This window comes from Salipiger sp. (assembly GCF_059781815.1).
In genome coordinates, this window is record NZ_JBYNAH010000145.1 from 1 (window position 1) to 13,382 (window position 13,382).

Here is a 13,382-nt window from a genome sequence, read left to right on the forward strand (position 1 = left end):
CAAAATACCTCGGGGGTGAATTGGCGCACAGCGCCAAGAGGGGGCAGCGCCCCCTCCCTCTCCTCCGTCATGACAGAGCCGCGCCCAGCCCCGATGCGAGCTGTCCAGCCAATGCCGCAAGCCCGTCCCGCCGGTCGACATCGCGGATTGCCTCCCAGAGCAACGTGCAGGCAGTGTCACCGAGCAGCGTTGCGGATTTCGCGCGCAGTCGCGGTTCGATCCTTTCCGGGTCGCTGTCGCCCAGCACGTCATGCCCGGCCGCGATCACCCGGCCACCCGCGGTGACATGGATCACCGAGGCAGTATCCTCGACCGAAGCATCCGCCACCACCTTCACCCGGTCGCGCAGCGCCACGAGGTCGGGGCGCGCGCAGATGGCGTCGCTGTAGACGTCGAGCGCGGCGGTATCGAGCCCGGCAAGGCTCATCGCCGCGGTCAGGCGGTAGCTGAACTTGGCCTGCAGGCCGGTGGCAGGCGCGGGCTGGTTGCACACCGCGAGCCAACGCGGATGGGTGCGAATTTCGACCGCCTCCACCGCCTCCGGCGTGATGCCCTCGGCCTTCGCCTCGCGCAGCGCCTCGAGCATGGCGTGCAGACCGTGGCAACAGGCGTGGAACTTGTAGGAGATCGCCGGGAAGACCCAAGTCTCCCCCAGCCCCTCGAGCGCCACTGCATTCGCCTGGCCGGCATGGGTCGGGCCGAAACCCTGTGCGCCCTCGATGGCCTCTGGTGTCGAGCCCGCGCCAGCCTCTGCCAAGAGTGCGCAGGTCACGCCGAGCTCGGCGGCGAAGCCCGCGTTGAGCGGCTTGCCCATGGTGCCGAACTGGCTCTTGAGCCCCGCCGCGCGCGTGGCGGCAAGGCTCAGCGCCTGCGCCATCTGAGCCGCGTCGAGCCCCAGCACGCGGCCGGCGGCGGCGGTCGCGCCGAAGGCACCGGAGGTGCCGGTCTGGTGGAAGCCCGCCTCGTAATGCGGCCGCCCGAGCCAGGCGCCGACGCGGCAGGCGGTCTCGAGCCCGACGGCGAGCGCCTGCATCAGCTGCGCGCCACCTGCGCCGCGCGCTTCGGCCAGCGCCAGCGCCGCCGGGATCACCGCGACGCTGGGGTGGCCGATATGGCCGAAATGGGTGTCGTCGTAGTCGAGCGCGTGGCTGGTGGCGCCATTGGCCAACGCCGCGCCGGCGGGTGCGGCAAGGCCTCCGCCAAGAAGCGTCGCCCCGCCCTGCGCCGGCGCACTGGCCAAGGCGACGCGCCGGGCGGCGCGGGCGACGGGTTCGTCGATCCCCGCAAGGCCCACCGTGGCCCAGTCGAACAGCGAGAAGCGGACGAAGCGCATCATCCGCAGGTCGTCGGCGGGGCAATCGGCGGCGAAGCGGCCGAGCGTTTCAGCAAGTGTCATCGTGGGATCCTGTCAGGAGCAGAGCGCGGCGCGGGCGGCGCGGTATTCGCGCTCGAGCCGGTCCACCAGCGCGGCGGTCGGCTCGAGCGCGGTCGACTGACCGACCGACTGGCCGGCGCTCCAGACCTGCGACCACGCCTTGGGACGGTCCGGGTCGGTCTTGGCCCCCATGCGGCGGGGCTGGGCCAGCCGCGCCTCGTCGAGATCGACGCCGGCCGCCGCGATGCTGGGCACGAGGTAGTTGGCGTGGGTGCCGGAGAACATCGGCGTGTAGAGAATCTCGTCCGAGCCCGCCTCGACGATCATCTGCTTGTGGGCCTCGGGCGCGATGGCCTCCTCGGTGGGGATGAAGACGGTGCCGGCATAGGCGAAATCGCAGCCCAGCGCCTCGGCGGCGAGGATCGAACGGCCGTTGGCGATGGCCCCCGAGAGCGCCAGCGGCCCCTCCCAGAAGGCGCGCACTTCCTCGACCAGCGCAAACGGGCTGAGCGTGCCGGCGTGGCCGCCGGCCCCGGCGCAGACGAGGATCAGCCCGTCGACCCCGGCGCGGGCGGCGCGGCGGGCGTGGCGCGCCTTGACGACGTCGTGAAACACCAGCCCGCCATAGCCATGCACCGCCTCGACCACCTTATCGGGCGCCGAGAGCGAGGTGATGACCAGCGGCACCTCGTGGCGCACGAGCGTCGCGAGATCCTCTTCCAGCCTTGTGTTGTACTCATTGACGATCAGGTTGACACCGAAGGGCGCGGTGGGCTTGCCGGTCTCGCGGCGATAGGCCGCGAGCCGGGTCTCGATCTCGGTCAGCCAGTCGTCGAGCTGCGCGGCGGGCCGCGCGTTGAGCGCCGGGAAGGTGCCGATCACCCCGGCGCAGCATTGCGCCACGACCAAATCGACGCCCGAGGCGAGAAACATCGGCGCGCCGATCAGCGGCAGCCTGAGCCCGGTGCCAAGCGCCTCGATGGGGGAATGCTCTGTCATGATCTTCTCCATTTCCGTGACGCGGGGCCCGCTCGGGGGGCCGACGGCGCCTAAAATCCTGCCTTGCCGCGGTTCAGCAACCTCCTTGCGCGGGCGACCACCGGCGAGTGCATGAGCTCTGCCTCGGCGGCGGCGGTGAGCTCTCCGGCCTCCGCGGCGATGACGTTGCGCGCCCAGTCGAGATCCGGCTGCTCGGCGCAGAAGCCGGCGCGCGCCGGGGCGACCTGGCGCGGATGTATCAGGCACTTGCCGCCGAAGCCCAGCTCGCCCGCATGCATCGCCTCATCGGAGACCAGCGCCGCGTCGTCTACCGAAACGCTCACCCCGTCGAGCGGTGCCGGGCGGCCAGCCAGCCGGGCCGCCTGCACCATGCGGCTGCGCAGCGGCAAGAGCGCCATGCGGGTGTGGGCGCAGCCCAGATCCTCGCAGATGTCGAGCGAGCCGAAGGCCAGACGGTCGGCGGCACAGGCGATTTCCTCGACCCGGCTGAGGCCCAGCATGGTCTCGATGAGGGCGATGATGGTCTGCCCCTCCCCCAGCGCCTCGCGCAGCGCCAAGAGCTGCGCCACGCTCTCGACCTTCGGCAGCACCACGCCCTCGAAGCCCGCGCCGCGGGCGAAGGCCACGTCGTCGCGATACCACGGTGTGGCGGCGCCGTTGAGGCGCAGGTAGATCGGCACCGGGCGCTGCGCCGGCAGCGCGCTTTGCGGAATGCGCCGCACCAGCGCCTTGCTCTCGGGCGGCACCGAATCCTCGAAATCGATCATCACCGCATCGGCGCCGGCGTTACAGGCCTTCTCGAAGAGGTCGGGCCGGTCGGCGGAGACGAAGAGCGGGAAGAACGGGCTGCGCTCCGGCAGCGCGCTCGGCATCGGCGCGGCGGCCTTGCGCGCGCGCGGCCCGGCAGGCGCGCCCCGGACCATCAGGTGAGGATGCGCGCCTCGGTCACGGCCTGCACCGCGTCGAAGCTGTTGCCGGGGGTGAGCTCGACGAGGCGGAAGCCCTCGGGCGTGACGTCGAGCACCGCGAGATCGGTATAGACCCGGCTCACCACACCGAGCCCGGTGAGCGGATAGCTGCAGCGCTTCAGGAGCTTGGGGCTGCCGTCGCGGTTCACGTGGCGCATCATGACGAAGATCGTCGGCACGCCCACCACGAGGTCCATCGCGCCACCGACCGCCGGGGGATAGGTTTCGTCGAGCGTCGCCCAATTGGCCAGATCGCCGGTCTCGGCCACCTGGTAGGCACCGAGGACGGCGATGTCGATATGGCCGCCGCGCATCATCGCGAAGCTGTCGGAATGCTCGAAATAGGCCGCGCCCTGGGCGGCGGTGACATAGCGCTTGCTGGCGTCGATCAGCTCCGGGTCCTCGGTGCCCGAAGCGGGCGTCGGGCCGACGCCGAGGATGCCGTTCTCGGAGTGATAGATCACCTCGCGCCCCTCGGGCACGTGGCCCGAGACATGGGTGGGCTTGCCGATCCCGAGGTTCACGTAAGAGCCATCGGGGATGTCCTGCGCGACGCGGGCGGCAAGCTGGGCATCGTCGAGCGCGTTCATCGTCATCACGTTCATGGTCTCACCCCGTATTCCACCACGCCCTTCACGAAGATCCCCGGCGTCACCACGCTCTCGGGATCGAGCGGTGCATCGGAGAGCTCGCGCACCTCAGCCACGGCGTGTTTCGCCGCCATCGCCATCACCGGATTGAAGTTGCGGGCGGTGGCGTGGAAGTTGAGATTGCCCCACTTGTCGCCGCGATCGGCGCGGATCAGCGCGAAATCCGCCGGCAGCGGGGCCTCGAGCACGTAGCCGCGCCCGTCGATCACCCTCGTCTCCTTGCCCTCGGCGAGCTTAGTCCCGTAGGCCGTCGGCGTCAGGAAGCCGCCGAGCCCGGCGCCCGCGGCGCGGATGCGCTCGGCCAGCGTGCCCTGCGGCACCACCTCGAGCGCGACCTCGCCGGCCTCGAAGCGCTGTTCGAACCAGATCGAGCCCGGCGTGCGCGGGTAGGAGCAGATCACCTTGGCGACCCGGCCCGCCTTCAGCAGCTTGGCGATGCCGGTCTCGCCGGCCCCGGCATTGTTCGAGATCACCGTGAGCCCGGTGGCGCCCTGCTCGAGCAGCGCATCGATCAGCCCGAAGGGGATACCGGAGGAGCCGAAGCCCCCGATCATCACCGACGCGCCATCGGTGACCGGCGCGACCGCGCGCGCCAGATCGTCGACACTCTTGTCCATCTGGTCCTCCCTCAGGCTTTCACGGTGTCGCGACGGCGGCCAAGGCCGAGGTTCACCACGATCACCCCGATCAGCACCGCCGCCCCGATCAGGCTGGTGGTGAGCTCGGGGAAGAGGATCAGGATGCCCCCTGCCCCGAAGGCGATGCGGCTGGCGATGCCGATGCGGCCGACCTTGTAGATCCAGCTCTCGAAGGCCGAGGTGATCGCCCAGATCGCCAGCACCGTGAGGCCGACGCGCTCGATGATCTGCAGCCAGCTGCCTTCCATGATCAGCGCCGGGTCGTAGACGAAGATGAAGGGCAGCACGAAGAGCGGCATGCCGAGGCGCATGGCGTGGAAACCGGTCTTCATCGGCTTGGAGCCCGCCACGTTGGCCGCGGTGATCGCCGCCAGCGCCACCGGGGGCGTGATGTAGGAGAGCATGCCCCAGTACAGGATGAAGAGGTGGCTGGCGATCGGGTTGAGCCCGGCCTGCACCAGCGCCGGAGCCAGCAGGATCGACAGGAAGATGTAGCAGGCCGTCACCGTCATCCCCATGCCGAGGACAAAGCTCGTCACCGCCCCCGCGATCAGCATCAGCGCGGTGTTGCCACCGGCGTAGAGCAGCAGCTCGCGCGAGAACGCCCCGGCGACGCCGGTATAGGAGAGGCCGCCGACCACCAGCCCGATGCCCGCCAGCACGGCCACGAGGCTCGCGATGTTGCAGGAGATGTCGAGCAGCAGGTCCTTGGCGCGGGCCAGCGTCAGGCGGGTTTCCTTGCGGAACGCGGTGGCGAGCAGCATCACCACGGAGGCGTAATAGGGCGAGCGCGCTTCCATGCGCAGCCCCATCAGCACGAAGATCAGCACGGCAAGGCTCAGCAGATAGGGCCAGCCGGTCTTCAGCACCGGCCAGATCGGCGGCGTCTCGCTGCGCGGCAGGCCCTTGAGGCCGCGGCGCGCGGCGTACATGTCGACCTGGAACAGCAGCGCCACGTAGAACAGGATCGCCGGGATCACCGCGGCGATCACGATGGTCGAGTACTGCACGCCGAGGAACGAGGCCATGACGAAGGCCACGGTGCCCATCACCGGCGGCATCAGGGTCGCACCGGTGGAGGCGCAGGCCTCGACGGCGGCAGCGTAATGCGAGGGATAGCCCACCCGGCGCATGGTCGGGATCGAGAACGGCCCCGAGGTCAGGATGTTGGAGATCACGCTGCCCGAGAGCGAGCCGAGGATGCCCGAGCCCATCACGGCGACCTTGGCGGGCCCGCCACGGCTGTGGCCAAGCAGCGCCGAGGCCAGCTCCATGAAGAAATCGCTGCCCTTGGTGGCAACCAGCACCGAGCCGAAGATCACGAAGCCGATGACCAGCTCGGCCACCACCTGCATCGGGATGCCGATGATCGATTCAACGCCCAGAACATGGGCGCGGACGGTGCCGATCAGCGAATACTCGGTGCCCCAGAGGAAGCCCGGCATGTAATCGGCATAAAGCGGATAGGTGCCGAAGAGCAGCGCGGTGAACAGCAGGATCGGGCCGCCGGCCCGGCGCACGCCCTCGAGCACCAGCACGATCAGCACCGAGGCGGCAATGTCGGCGCCCAGCGGCGCGTCGTATTCCCAGCCCTTCTGGATGATGTCGAGCCCATGGAAGCCCAGCCAGCCGGCGCTGCCCATCGCCGCGATGGCGAGGATTACATTGAGCCACCAGAACCGGCGCGGGTTCATCGCGGTGGCGGGCAGCGTCAGGAAGGCCAGCGCGAGGAAGATGCCGATCAGGTAATAGAGATAGGCGTTGCCGAGCGGCTGGAACCCGAAAATATTGAGGAGAAACTGCTGGTTGATCGCCATGGTGACGCCAAGCGCGCCAAGCACCATCACGATCGCGCGGATGGCCGTCTGGATGGCGGAGGCGGGCTCGGCATATGCAGCGCTCGCCTCCGGCGCAGCTGCCGCGGGGGTCTGTTCGGAATCCATGATCTCGTCCTGATCTGGCAAGAATTGTCCCCCGGCGGGCGGACCGCCGGGGGCACGATCAGCGCGCGGTGGCTCAGTTCAGGCCGGCGACGACCTCGGCGCGGCGCGCCATCCAGGCGGCGGCGAAGTCTTCTTCCGACAGGCCCTCGTTCTCGGATTTGAAGCTGCCCCAGGCCTCGACGAGCGCGTTCATGCGCTGGGTGCGCTTCTCGTTCCAGGCATCGTCCTCGGCGGTCCAGATGCCCTTTTCCTTGAGGTAGCGCACGGCGCCCTCGTGGAACGGCACGTCGATCGCCGGCTTGCCGGATTTCTCCAGCGTCCAGCGCGCCATGGTGGCGGTACCGTCCTTGTAGAGATCGTAGGTCTCGTCGAGCCCCTTGATGAAGGCATAGACCTCGTCGGCGGATTTCTCGACCGTGGTGGTGATCACCGGGTAGCGGTAGGCGGCCATCTTGGCGATCTCGCCTTCCTTCAGGCCGGCGGCAACGTCCTCGTCGGACGGCCCCATGATCGGCAGCACCTTCAGCAGGCCTTCCCAGCCCGCCGCGTTGTCGGCCTCGAGCGGCGCGTAGTGGATGCCGCGCGGGCTCTCGGCCAGTTCGTAGAGCTGGCTGGTGGTCGGCGTGGTGCAGGTGGCGTCGGATTCGTTGCGCGTCATCGACGACATGGCCGAGGCGTAGGTCGGGAAGGTCACCACCTCGACATCGTCGAGGGTCAGCCCGCCAAAGGCCAGGATGGCCTCGCATTTGACGTTGACCGACGGGTTGCCGGCGACGAAGGCGATGCGCTTGCCACGCGCGTCGGCCACGGTCTCGATGCCGGCATCGCCGGCGGCGATCAGCGTGATGCCCGCCGGGCGGCCGGCCACGGCGCGAAGTTCGCGCGGGCCCCAGTCCGGGGTCGCGAAGTCGAACGCGCCCTCGGCCATGAAGAACGCTTCGGTGGCAAGGAAAGCATAGTCGGCGCGGCCCTGCAGCAGCGGCTGCAGACGGCCGATGCCGCTGCCCGAGGGCTGGATGCGCACGCGGGTGCCGAACTGCTTGCCGAAGGCGTCGGCGATGGCCGAGGCTTCGGCGTAGCCGGCGGAGCCCACATCGTAGGATGTCCACACCATGGTGCCGGGCAGCTCCTGCGCCGATGCGTTCAGGCCGCAAAGCGCCATCAGGCCGCCCACGGCAGCCCCGAGTTTGAATCTGGTCGTCATGTAATCCTCCCAATGCGGCGAGTGCCTGTCCGGCGGCGCATCCTCCTGCGGCCTTGCTCGGGCAACGATCGCGATTTCTCAGCAATCGGCCGGACAGTTCTCTCCCTATGAGCGACAGTGTCTGACTGGCACGTATGATTCAAATGCATTATAAACATATCAGAGATACAGATGAGGCATGAATGGATTTCCGCCAGCTTCGCAACTTCATCCAGGTGGTCGAGCTCAGCAGCATCACCGCCGCGGCCGAGCGTCTGAACATCGCGCAGCCTGCCCTGAGCCGTCAGGTGAAGGCGCTTGAGGAGGAGCTGAGCGTGTCGCTTCTGCGCCGCCACGGGCGCGGCGTCATGCCCACCGAAGAGGGCATCCGGCTGGCCCGCAGGGCCAAGGCGATCCTCGAGGAGGTCGAGGATCTGGCGGGCGATATCTCGGGTCACAGCGCGCCGCTTTCAGGCACCGTGACGCTGGGTCTGCCGCCCACGGTGTCCGAGATTCTGGCCACCCATCTGATCGAGCGGACGATGCAGGACTACCCCGAGGTGAAGCTGCGGATCATCTCGGGATTCAGCGGCCACGTGCAGGATTGGCTGCTGCGCGGCAAGATCGATCTGGGGGTCGCCTACGAAGGTCAGAAATCCCCCTCGATCAAGGCGCAACCGATTATCATGGAACAGCTTTTCCTGATCCAGTCCGCCAATGTCGAAGGCGCCCGCGACGGAGTGCCGATCCATGCCCGCGAGGCGCTGGAACAGCCGCTCATCCTGCCCAATCCCGAGCACGGTCTGCGCGGCCGCGTCGAGGCCATCGCGCATGAGGAGCACATCGATCTCAACGTCGTGCTCGAGATCGACATCCTGCCCACCATGCTCGCCTTCGTCGAGCGCGGGCTGGGCGGAACGATCCTGCCGCTGGTCAGCGTGATCCACCAGGTCCGCGAGGGCCGGCTGATCGCCCGCCCCATCGTGCGGCGCACCATCGACCGGACGCTGGTGCTGATGACGCCGCTGAACCGGCCCGGCTCGCGCCTGACCACCAGCTTCGCCGATTTCCTCACCTCCGAGGTGCACGCGATGGTGGCCTCCGGCCAATGGCCGGGGACAACACTTTGAGCACGAACAGAATGCCCTGAAGGCATTTCTGATATCACAATCATGCCTCTAACGCATTGATAACGATGCGTCAGATCAGGCCGCCCAGCATCAGCCCCGCCAGCATCAGCGACCAGACCGCGAGGATGGCCAGGCAATAGGGGCCGTTCCATCGCAACCCGATGGTCGTCGTGCTGCGCCCGACGATGGCCGAGCAGATCACCAGCGTCGTGATGAAGGGCGAAAGCCCGATCACCGCCGTCCAGCCGCCGGTGATCGCCAGCGCGATGGCGGTGTCGCTGAGCCCGGGCACGGCGAGTTGCGAGCCGATCGCCCCCAGCACCGAGGCCACCACGATCGGGTTCACCCCGATCAGCGCCAGCCCGAAAATCGCGTATGAGATCCCCAGCGCCAGCGCCACCGGGCCGAGCCCCAGCCCCGAGATCACCGCCCGCAGATCCTCGGCCGGGATCAGCTCCAAGAGCACCACCGGCAGGAACCCCGCCGAGGCGAAGACGCCGACCTCCGAGCCCAGCCCGCCGAGCCGCCCCCAGGTGGCGCGTGCCGCCTCGGCCACGCCCGCGACCGGCCCGCCCGGCGCATGGCGGCTCGAGGCCGCCGCCCAGAGCAGCGCGTAGCACGGCACCGCGCAGATCAGCCCCTGCTGGAAGCTCAGCGGCGTCAGTTCGTGAACGAGGAACACCGCCGTGCCCAGCGCCAGCACGTGGCCGACCAGCGCCGCGGCGCCGGTCCAGCTGCCCGGCGGCGGGCTTGGGCGCGGCAGGCCAAGGCGGCGGAAGCGCCGCCCGTCGAGGAAATCGAACAGCCAGCCGATGGCGATGAAGACGAAGGACATGGCAAAGCCGATCGGGCCGAAGCTCAGGTAGCTCAGCCCCGGCACCGCGATCAGGATGGCGTTGGTGGCAAAGCCGAAGGGCGACCAGAGCGAGATCAGCGAAAAGCCCCGGACCACTGCCATGGTCATCCGCCGCAGGCGCGCCTCGCGGGCCTCGGGCGGCAACTGTGCCGCCGCCTCCGACGACATCGAGCGCGTGGCGAGATCGAGCAGCAGCGCCAGCCCGCCGAAATTGATCAGCACGCCAAAGAGATGCCCGCCCCCGGTCATCGCGAGATAGCGCCGCGATGCGGGCTGGCCGGTGACGTAGAGCCCGGCCCGGTGCACCTCCGGCGCGATGGCGGCGGCCGAGCGCAACGTGCCCAGCATGGCGATGAGCGCCGCGAGAAACAGCATCCGGTCGGCGCCCTGCCAGAGCAGCGCCGGCTCGACCCCTTGCCAGAGCGCCGCTCCGAGCCCGGCCAGCGCCATCAGCACCGGCACCCATGTCCCGAAGCCGAACTGGCGTCGAGCGAGCCCGAGGTAGAACACCAGCGCGGCCACCGCCGCGCCGGTCACCAGTTTCGAGTCCACGAAGACCAGCACCAGCGCCGCCAGCATGACCCCCGCCATCAGCACGCGCCGCAGCCCGGCGCTGCCGTCCGCGCCGGCCCTACCGGGGGAGAGGCTGCCCCCCGCCGTCAGCATCCGCGGAACTGCGGCCGCCTCTTCTCGGCAAAGGCTGCGCGGCCCTCGGCGGCGTCTGCGCTGTTGATCAGCGTCGGCTGCAGCGTCGCCTCGTAGTCGAGCGCCTCGGCGAGATCGCGGGCGAACCAGTCGAGGATGAACTGTCGCGCCAGCGGGGCCGTCTCGGCCTCCTTCAGCGCCAGCTCTCCGGCCAGCCGCGCCGCCTCGCCGGGCTCGGCCAGCGCATCGGTGATGCCGAGATCCTGCGCCTCTGGGGCGTCGATCACCCGGTTGTCGAGCAGCAGGCGCCGGGTCTTTGCCGGGCCGATGCGCGCCGGCAGCGTCGCGAAGAGACCCATGTCGGGCATCAGCCCGATCTTGGTGAAGGCGGCGGTGAAGCGCGCCTCGCGCGAGGCCACCACCATCGGGCAGGCCATGGCGAGGGCAAAGCCGCCGCCCGCCGCCCAGCCCTCGATCGCCGCCACCAGCGGCTTGGGGAAGCGCGCCATGCGGGTCACCATGTCGGCGATCACCGAAAAGCGCTCGCGATGGCCGCCGGGGCTGCGCTGACCCTGGTCTCGGATGTCGCCACCGGCCGAGAAATGCCCGCCGGCGCCGGTCAGCACCACGGCGCGCACCGCGTCATCCTCCGCCGCCGCGCCCAGGGCGGCGCGCAGCTCGAGCCGGGCCGCATGGCCGATCGGGTTGCGCCGCGCCGGCTCGTTCAGGGTGATGGTGCAGAGCCCCTCCCCGTCGGTCTTGATCTCGATGCTCATGCCGCCTCCCGTCGCTTGAAGAGCCCGTTGCCGATGGCGATCTTGTCGCGCTCGAGCACCCGCGTGCGGAAGCTGCCGTCGTTCCAGATCTCGGTGCGCAGCGTCTCGCCCGGGTAGACGAAGGCGGTGAAGCGCGCGTCCATCGAACCGAAGCGCGTGGCGTCGTAATCGCACATCACCGCCAACAGCGCGTGCGCCGCGAAGCCGAAGGTGCAGAGCCCATGCAGGATCGGCCGTTCAAAGCCCGCCTTCTCGGCCACGCGCGGATCGAGATGCAGCGGGTTGGGATCGGCGTTCCAGCGGTAATACAGCGCCTGCTCGGGGCGGGTCGGCGTGTCGAACACGTGATCCGGCTCGGTCTCGGGCAGAGCGTGCGCCTGCTTCACCGGACCGTCCGGCCCGCCGAAACCGCCATCACCGCGCAGGAAGGTGGTGCCCCGGCAGGTCGCCAGATGCAGGCCCGTCTCGGCATCGCGGATCTCTTTTTCGTAGTAGAGCAGCGCGCCACGCCCCTCGCCCTTGTCGACAAGCCCGGTGACGCGGGTCTTGCCCACGATGCTGGCCTCGGGCGGGATCGGGTGGTGAAGGGTGATGCCCTGCTCGCCATGCACCAGCTTCAGCGCATCGACCCCGGTCTCGGGGTTGCCGAGCCAGAAGCCGGGATGGCCCAGCACGTTGACGATGGCCGGCATCGCCCGCGCATCATCGGCCAGCGCGCCCACGTAAGCCAGCTGGCGCAGGTCCATCGGATCCTGCCCCATGCCCACGGTAAGCCCGAACCGCGCCACCTCCTCGGCGCCATAGCTCTGGCGCACTTCGGGGATGTCGAAAGTCATCAGGTGGTCATAGTCAATGGCCATCGGCGGTGACCTCCTGCGCGTCGAGCTCGATGACGGCGTCGAGCGCGTAGGCGCCCTGCCCCTCGGGCATCGCGAGCACCGGGTTGAGGTCGATCGAGACCAGCCGTTCACCGGCGCCGGCGGCAAAGACCGAGAGCTTCGAGAGCATATCGGCCAGCGCATCGATATCCGCCGGGGCAGCGCCGCGCGCGCCCTGCAGGATCGCCGCGCTGCGGATCGACAGGATCATCTCGCGCGCCGTCTCGGGGCCGAAGGGACAGGCCCGCAGCGCCACGTCGTTCAGCAGCTCGACGAAGATGCCGCCAAGCCCGAACACCGCCACCGGGCCGAAGGTCGGATCGCGGTTGATGCCCATCAGGCACTCGACCCCGCCCGAGAGCTGCCTGGCCACCAGCACGCCGCTGACCCGGGCCTCTGGGGCATGGGTCGCGGCGGCGGAGAGGATGTCGGCATGGGCGGCGCGCACGCCATCGGCGTCGCGGATGTTGAGCTTGACCGCGCCGATGTCGGACTTGTGCAGGATGTCGGGCGACAGGATCTTCATCACCACCGGGAAGCCGAAACCTTCGGCGGCGGCGACCGCCTCCTCCGCGCTCTGCACTGCCTTTTCGGGCGCGGCCTTGATGCCCGCCTCGGCGAGCAACGCCTTGGCCTCGGCCTCGTCGGGGCTGCTGGCGGGCAGTTGCACGAGCTTCGGCTCCGGCAGCGCGACTTTGGCGGTCGCGGCCTGCGCCGAACCCAGCCGCAGCACCGCGTCGAGCGCGCGCACCGCGCGGCAGGGATCGTTGAAGATCAGGATGCCGGCATCGTCGTAGCGGCGCAGCACCTCGGGCTGGCCCAGCGCACAGAAGGCGATGATGCGGTCGGGAAACGCAGCGCGCAGCGGCGCCATCGCCTCGAGGATGACCTTCGAGAGCGTCTCGCTGCCCGCCACGTAGGTCAGGAAGCAGAGCACGGCGCCATAGCCGCCCTCCTCGAGCCCGGCGCGGGTGAACTGCTCGAGCAGCGCCGGCTCATTCAGCGCCTGCGCGGTGCAGTCGAGCGGGTTGACCGCCGAGGCGTAGGGCAACACTTCGAGGAGCTTGGCCTGCGCGTCCTCGGGCATCGAGGGCATCGGCAGGCCGATGCGCTCGGCCTCGTCGCTGGCCACGATGCCGGCGCCGCCGCTGACGGTGACCACGCCGAGGGAATGCTGCGACGGCAGCACCTTCTTCGAGGCGGCGTAGGCGATATCCATCATCGATTCCGGGTCACGCAGGATGATCGCGCCGTGATCCGAGAGCACCGCATCGGCCACCACCGCATCGCCGGTGAGCGAGGCGGTGTGCGAGGCCGCGGCCCGCGCGCCCACCGCCGAGC

At 69.4% G+C, this 13,382-nt stretch carries 12 protein-coding genes; 1 reads left to right on the forward strand and 11 read right to left on the reverse strand.

Annotated elements, in window-relative coordinates; all coding sequences use genetic code 11:
- Nucleotides 1-67: 67 nt before the first annotated feature.
- The 7 genes from AC6RA4_RS16280 to AC6RA4_RS16310 form a co-directional block, all read right to left on the reverse strand.
- A complete protein-coding gene (locus AC6RA4_RS16280) occupies nt 68-1,396 on the reverse strand; it encodes an MmgE/PrpD family protein (protein WP_500162105.1) in 1,329 nt (442 codons plus the stop codon).
- A gap of 12 nt (nt 1,397-1,408) precedes the next feature.
- Nucleotides 1,409-2,374: an NAD(P)H-dependent flavin oxidoreductase gene (locus AC6RA4_RS16285; protein ID WP_500162107.1), complete on the reverse strand. Its 966-nt coding sequence runs from the start codon at nt 2,372-2,374 to the stop codon at nt 1,409-1,411.
- 50 nt (nt 2,375-2,424) lie between these two features.
- A complete protein-coding gene (locus AC6RA4_RS16290) occupies nt 2,425-3,246 on the reverse strand; it encodes an HpcH/HpaI aldolase/citrate lyase family protein (RefSeq protein WP_500162109.1) in 822 nt (273 codons plus the stop codon).
- A gap of 50 nt (nt 3,247-3,296) precedes the next feature.
- Nucleotides 3,297-3,932 (reverse strand): 3-oxoacid CoA-transferase subunit B, encoded by a 636-nt coding sequence (locus AC6RA4_RS16295; protein ID WP_500162126.1) that lies wholly within the window; start codon nt 3,930-3,932, stop codon nt 3,297-3,299.
- Between the two features lie 11 nt (nt 3,933-3,943).
- Nucleotides 3,944-4,609 (reverse strand): 3-oxoacid CoA-transferase subunit A, encoded by a 666-nt coding sequence (locus AC6RA4_RS16300; protein WP_500162111.1) that lies wholly within the window; start codon nt 4,607-4,609, stop codon nt 3,944-3,946.
- An 11-nt stretch (nt 4,610-4,620) separates the two neighbouring features.
- Nucleotides 4,621-6,573, reverse strand: coding sequence for a TRAP transporter permease (locus AC6RA4_RS16305; RefSeq protein WP_500162113.1), 1,953 nt, complete (start codon nt 6,571-6,573; stop codon nt 4,621-4,623).
- A 73-nt stretch (nt 6,574-6,646) separates the two neighbouring features.
- The gene (locus AC6RA4_RS16310) at nt 6,647-7,777 is read right to left on the reverse strand and encodes a TAXI family TRAP transporter solute-binding subunit (protein ID WP_500162114.1); all 1,131 of its coding nucleotides are present in this window, start codon (nt 7,775-7,777) and stop codon (nt 6,647-6,649) included.
- A 182-nt stretch (nt 7,778-7,959) separates the two neighbouring features.
- Between AC6RA4_RS16310 and AC6RA4_RS16315 the strand changes: the two genes are divergently transcribed.
- Nucleotides 7,960-8,886, forward strand: coding sequence for a LysR family transcriptional regulator (locus AC6RA4_RS16315; RefSeq protein WP_500162116.1), 927 nt, complete (start codon nt 7,960-7,962; stop codon nt 8,884-8,886).
- Between the two features lie 70 nt (nt 8,887-8,956).
- Here AC6RA4_RS16315 and AC6RA4_RS16320 read toward each other — a convergent pair whose 3' ends face one another.
- The 4 genes from AC6RA4_RS16320 to AC6RA4_RS16335 form a co-directional block, all read right to left on the reverse strand.
- The gene (locus AC6RA4_RS16320) at nt 8,957-10,408 is read right to left on the reverse strand and encodes a hypothetical protein (protein WP_500162118.1); all 1,452 of its coding nucleotides are present in this window, start codon (nt 10,406-10,408) and stop codon (nt 8,957-8,959) included.
- Complete coding sequence (locus AC6RA4_RS16325) at nt 10,402-11,163, reverse strand: enoyl-CoA hydratase/isomerase family protein (RefSeq protein WP_500162120.1); 762 nt, start codon at nt 11,161-11,163, stop codon at nt 10,402-10,404. The genes AC6RA4_RS16320 and AC6RA4_RS16325 overlap by 7 nt, the downstream gene beginning before the upstream one ends.
- Nucleotides 11,160-12,023 carry a MaoC/PaaZ C-terminal domain-containing protein gene (locus AC6RA4_RS16330; protein WP_500162122.1) on the reverse strand — a complete coding sequence of 288 codons (864 nt, stop codon included), beginning with the start codon at nt 12,021-12,023 and terminating at the stop codon, nt 11,160-11,162. Before AC6RA4_RS16330 ends, AC6RA4_RS16325 begins: the two co-directional genes overlap by 4 nt.
- On the reverse strand, nt 12,013-13,382 hold a 1,370-nt coding region (locus tag AC6RA4_RS16335; protein ID WP_500162124.1), incomplete at its 5' end, for an acetate--CoA ligase family protein. The genes AC6RA4_RS16335 and AC6RA4_RS16330, both read right to left, overlap by 11 nt.

Excerpts from the sequence above, each read along its gene's own strand:
- AC6RA4_RS16280 (WP_500162105.1), bottom strand. The coding sequence starts at position 1,396 with ATGACACTTGCTGAAACGCTCGGCCGCTTCGCCGCCGATTGCCCCGCC.
- AC6RA4_RS16285 (WP_500162107.1), bottom strand. The coding sequence starts at position 2,374 with ATGACAGAGCATTCCCCCATCGAGGCGCTTGGCACCGGGCTCAGGCTG.
- AC6RA4_RS16290 (WP_500162109.1), bottom strand. The coding sequence starts at position 3,246 with ATGCCGAGCGCGCTGCCGGAGCGCAGCCCGTTCTTCCCGCTCTTCGTC.
- AC6RA4_RS16295 (WP_500162126.1), bottom strand. The coding sequence starts at position 3,932 with ATGAACGCGCTCGACGATGCCCAGCTTGCCGCCCGCGTCGCGCAGGAC.
- AC6RA4_RS16300 (WP_500162111.1), bottom strand. The coding sequence starts at position 4,609 with ATGGACAAGAGTGTCGACGATCTGGCGCGCGCGGTCGCGCCGGTCACC.
- AC6RA4_RS16305 (WP_500162113.1), bottom strand. The coding sequence starts at position 6,573 with ATGGATTCCGAACAGACCCCCGCGGCAGCTGCGCCGGAGGCGAGCGCT.
- AC6RA4_RS16310 (WP_500162114.1), bottom strand. The coding sequence starts at position 7,777 with ATGACGACCAGATTCAAACTCGGGGCTGCCGTGGGCGGCCTGATGGCG.
- AC6RA4_RS16315 (WP_500162116.1), top strand. The coding sequence starts at position 7,960 with ATGGATTTCCGCCAGCTTCGCAACTTCATCCAGGTGGTCGAGCTCAGC.
- AC6RA4_RS16320 (WP_500162118.1), bottom strand. The coding sequence starts at position 10,408 with ATGCTGACGGCGGGGGGCAGCCTCTCCCCCGGTAGGGCCGGCGCGGAC.
- AC6RA4_RS16325 (WP_500162120.1), bottom strand. The coding sequence starts at position 11,163 with ATGAGCATCGAGATCAAGACCGACGGGGAGGGGCTCTGCACCATCACC.
- AC6RA4_RS16330 (WP_500162122.1), bottom strand. The coding sequence starts at position 12,023 with ATGGCCATTGACTATGACCACCTGATGACTTTCGACATCCCCGAAGTG.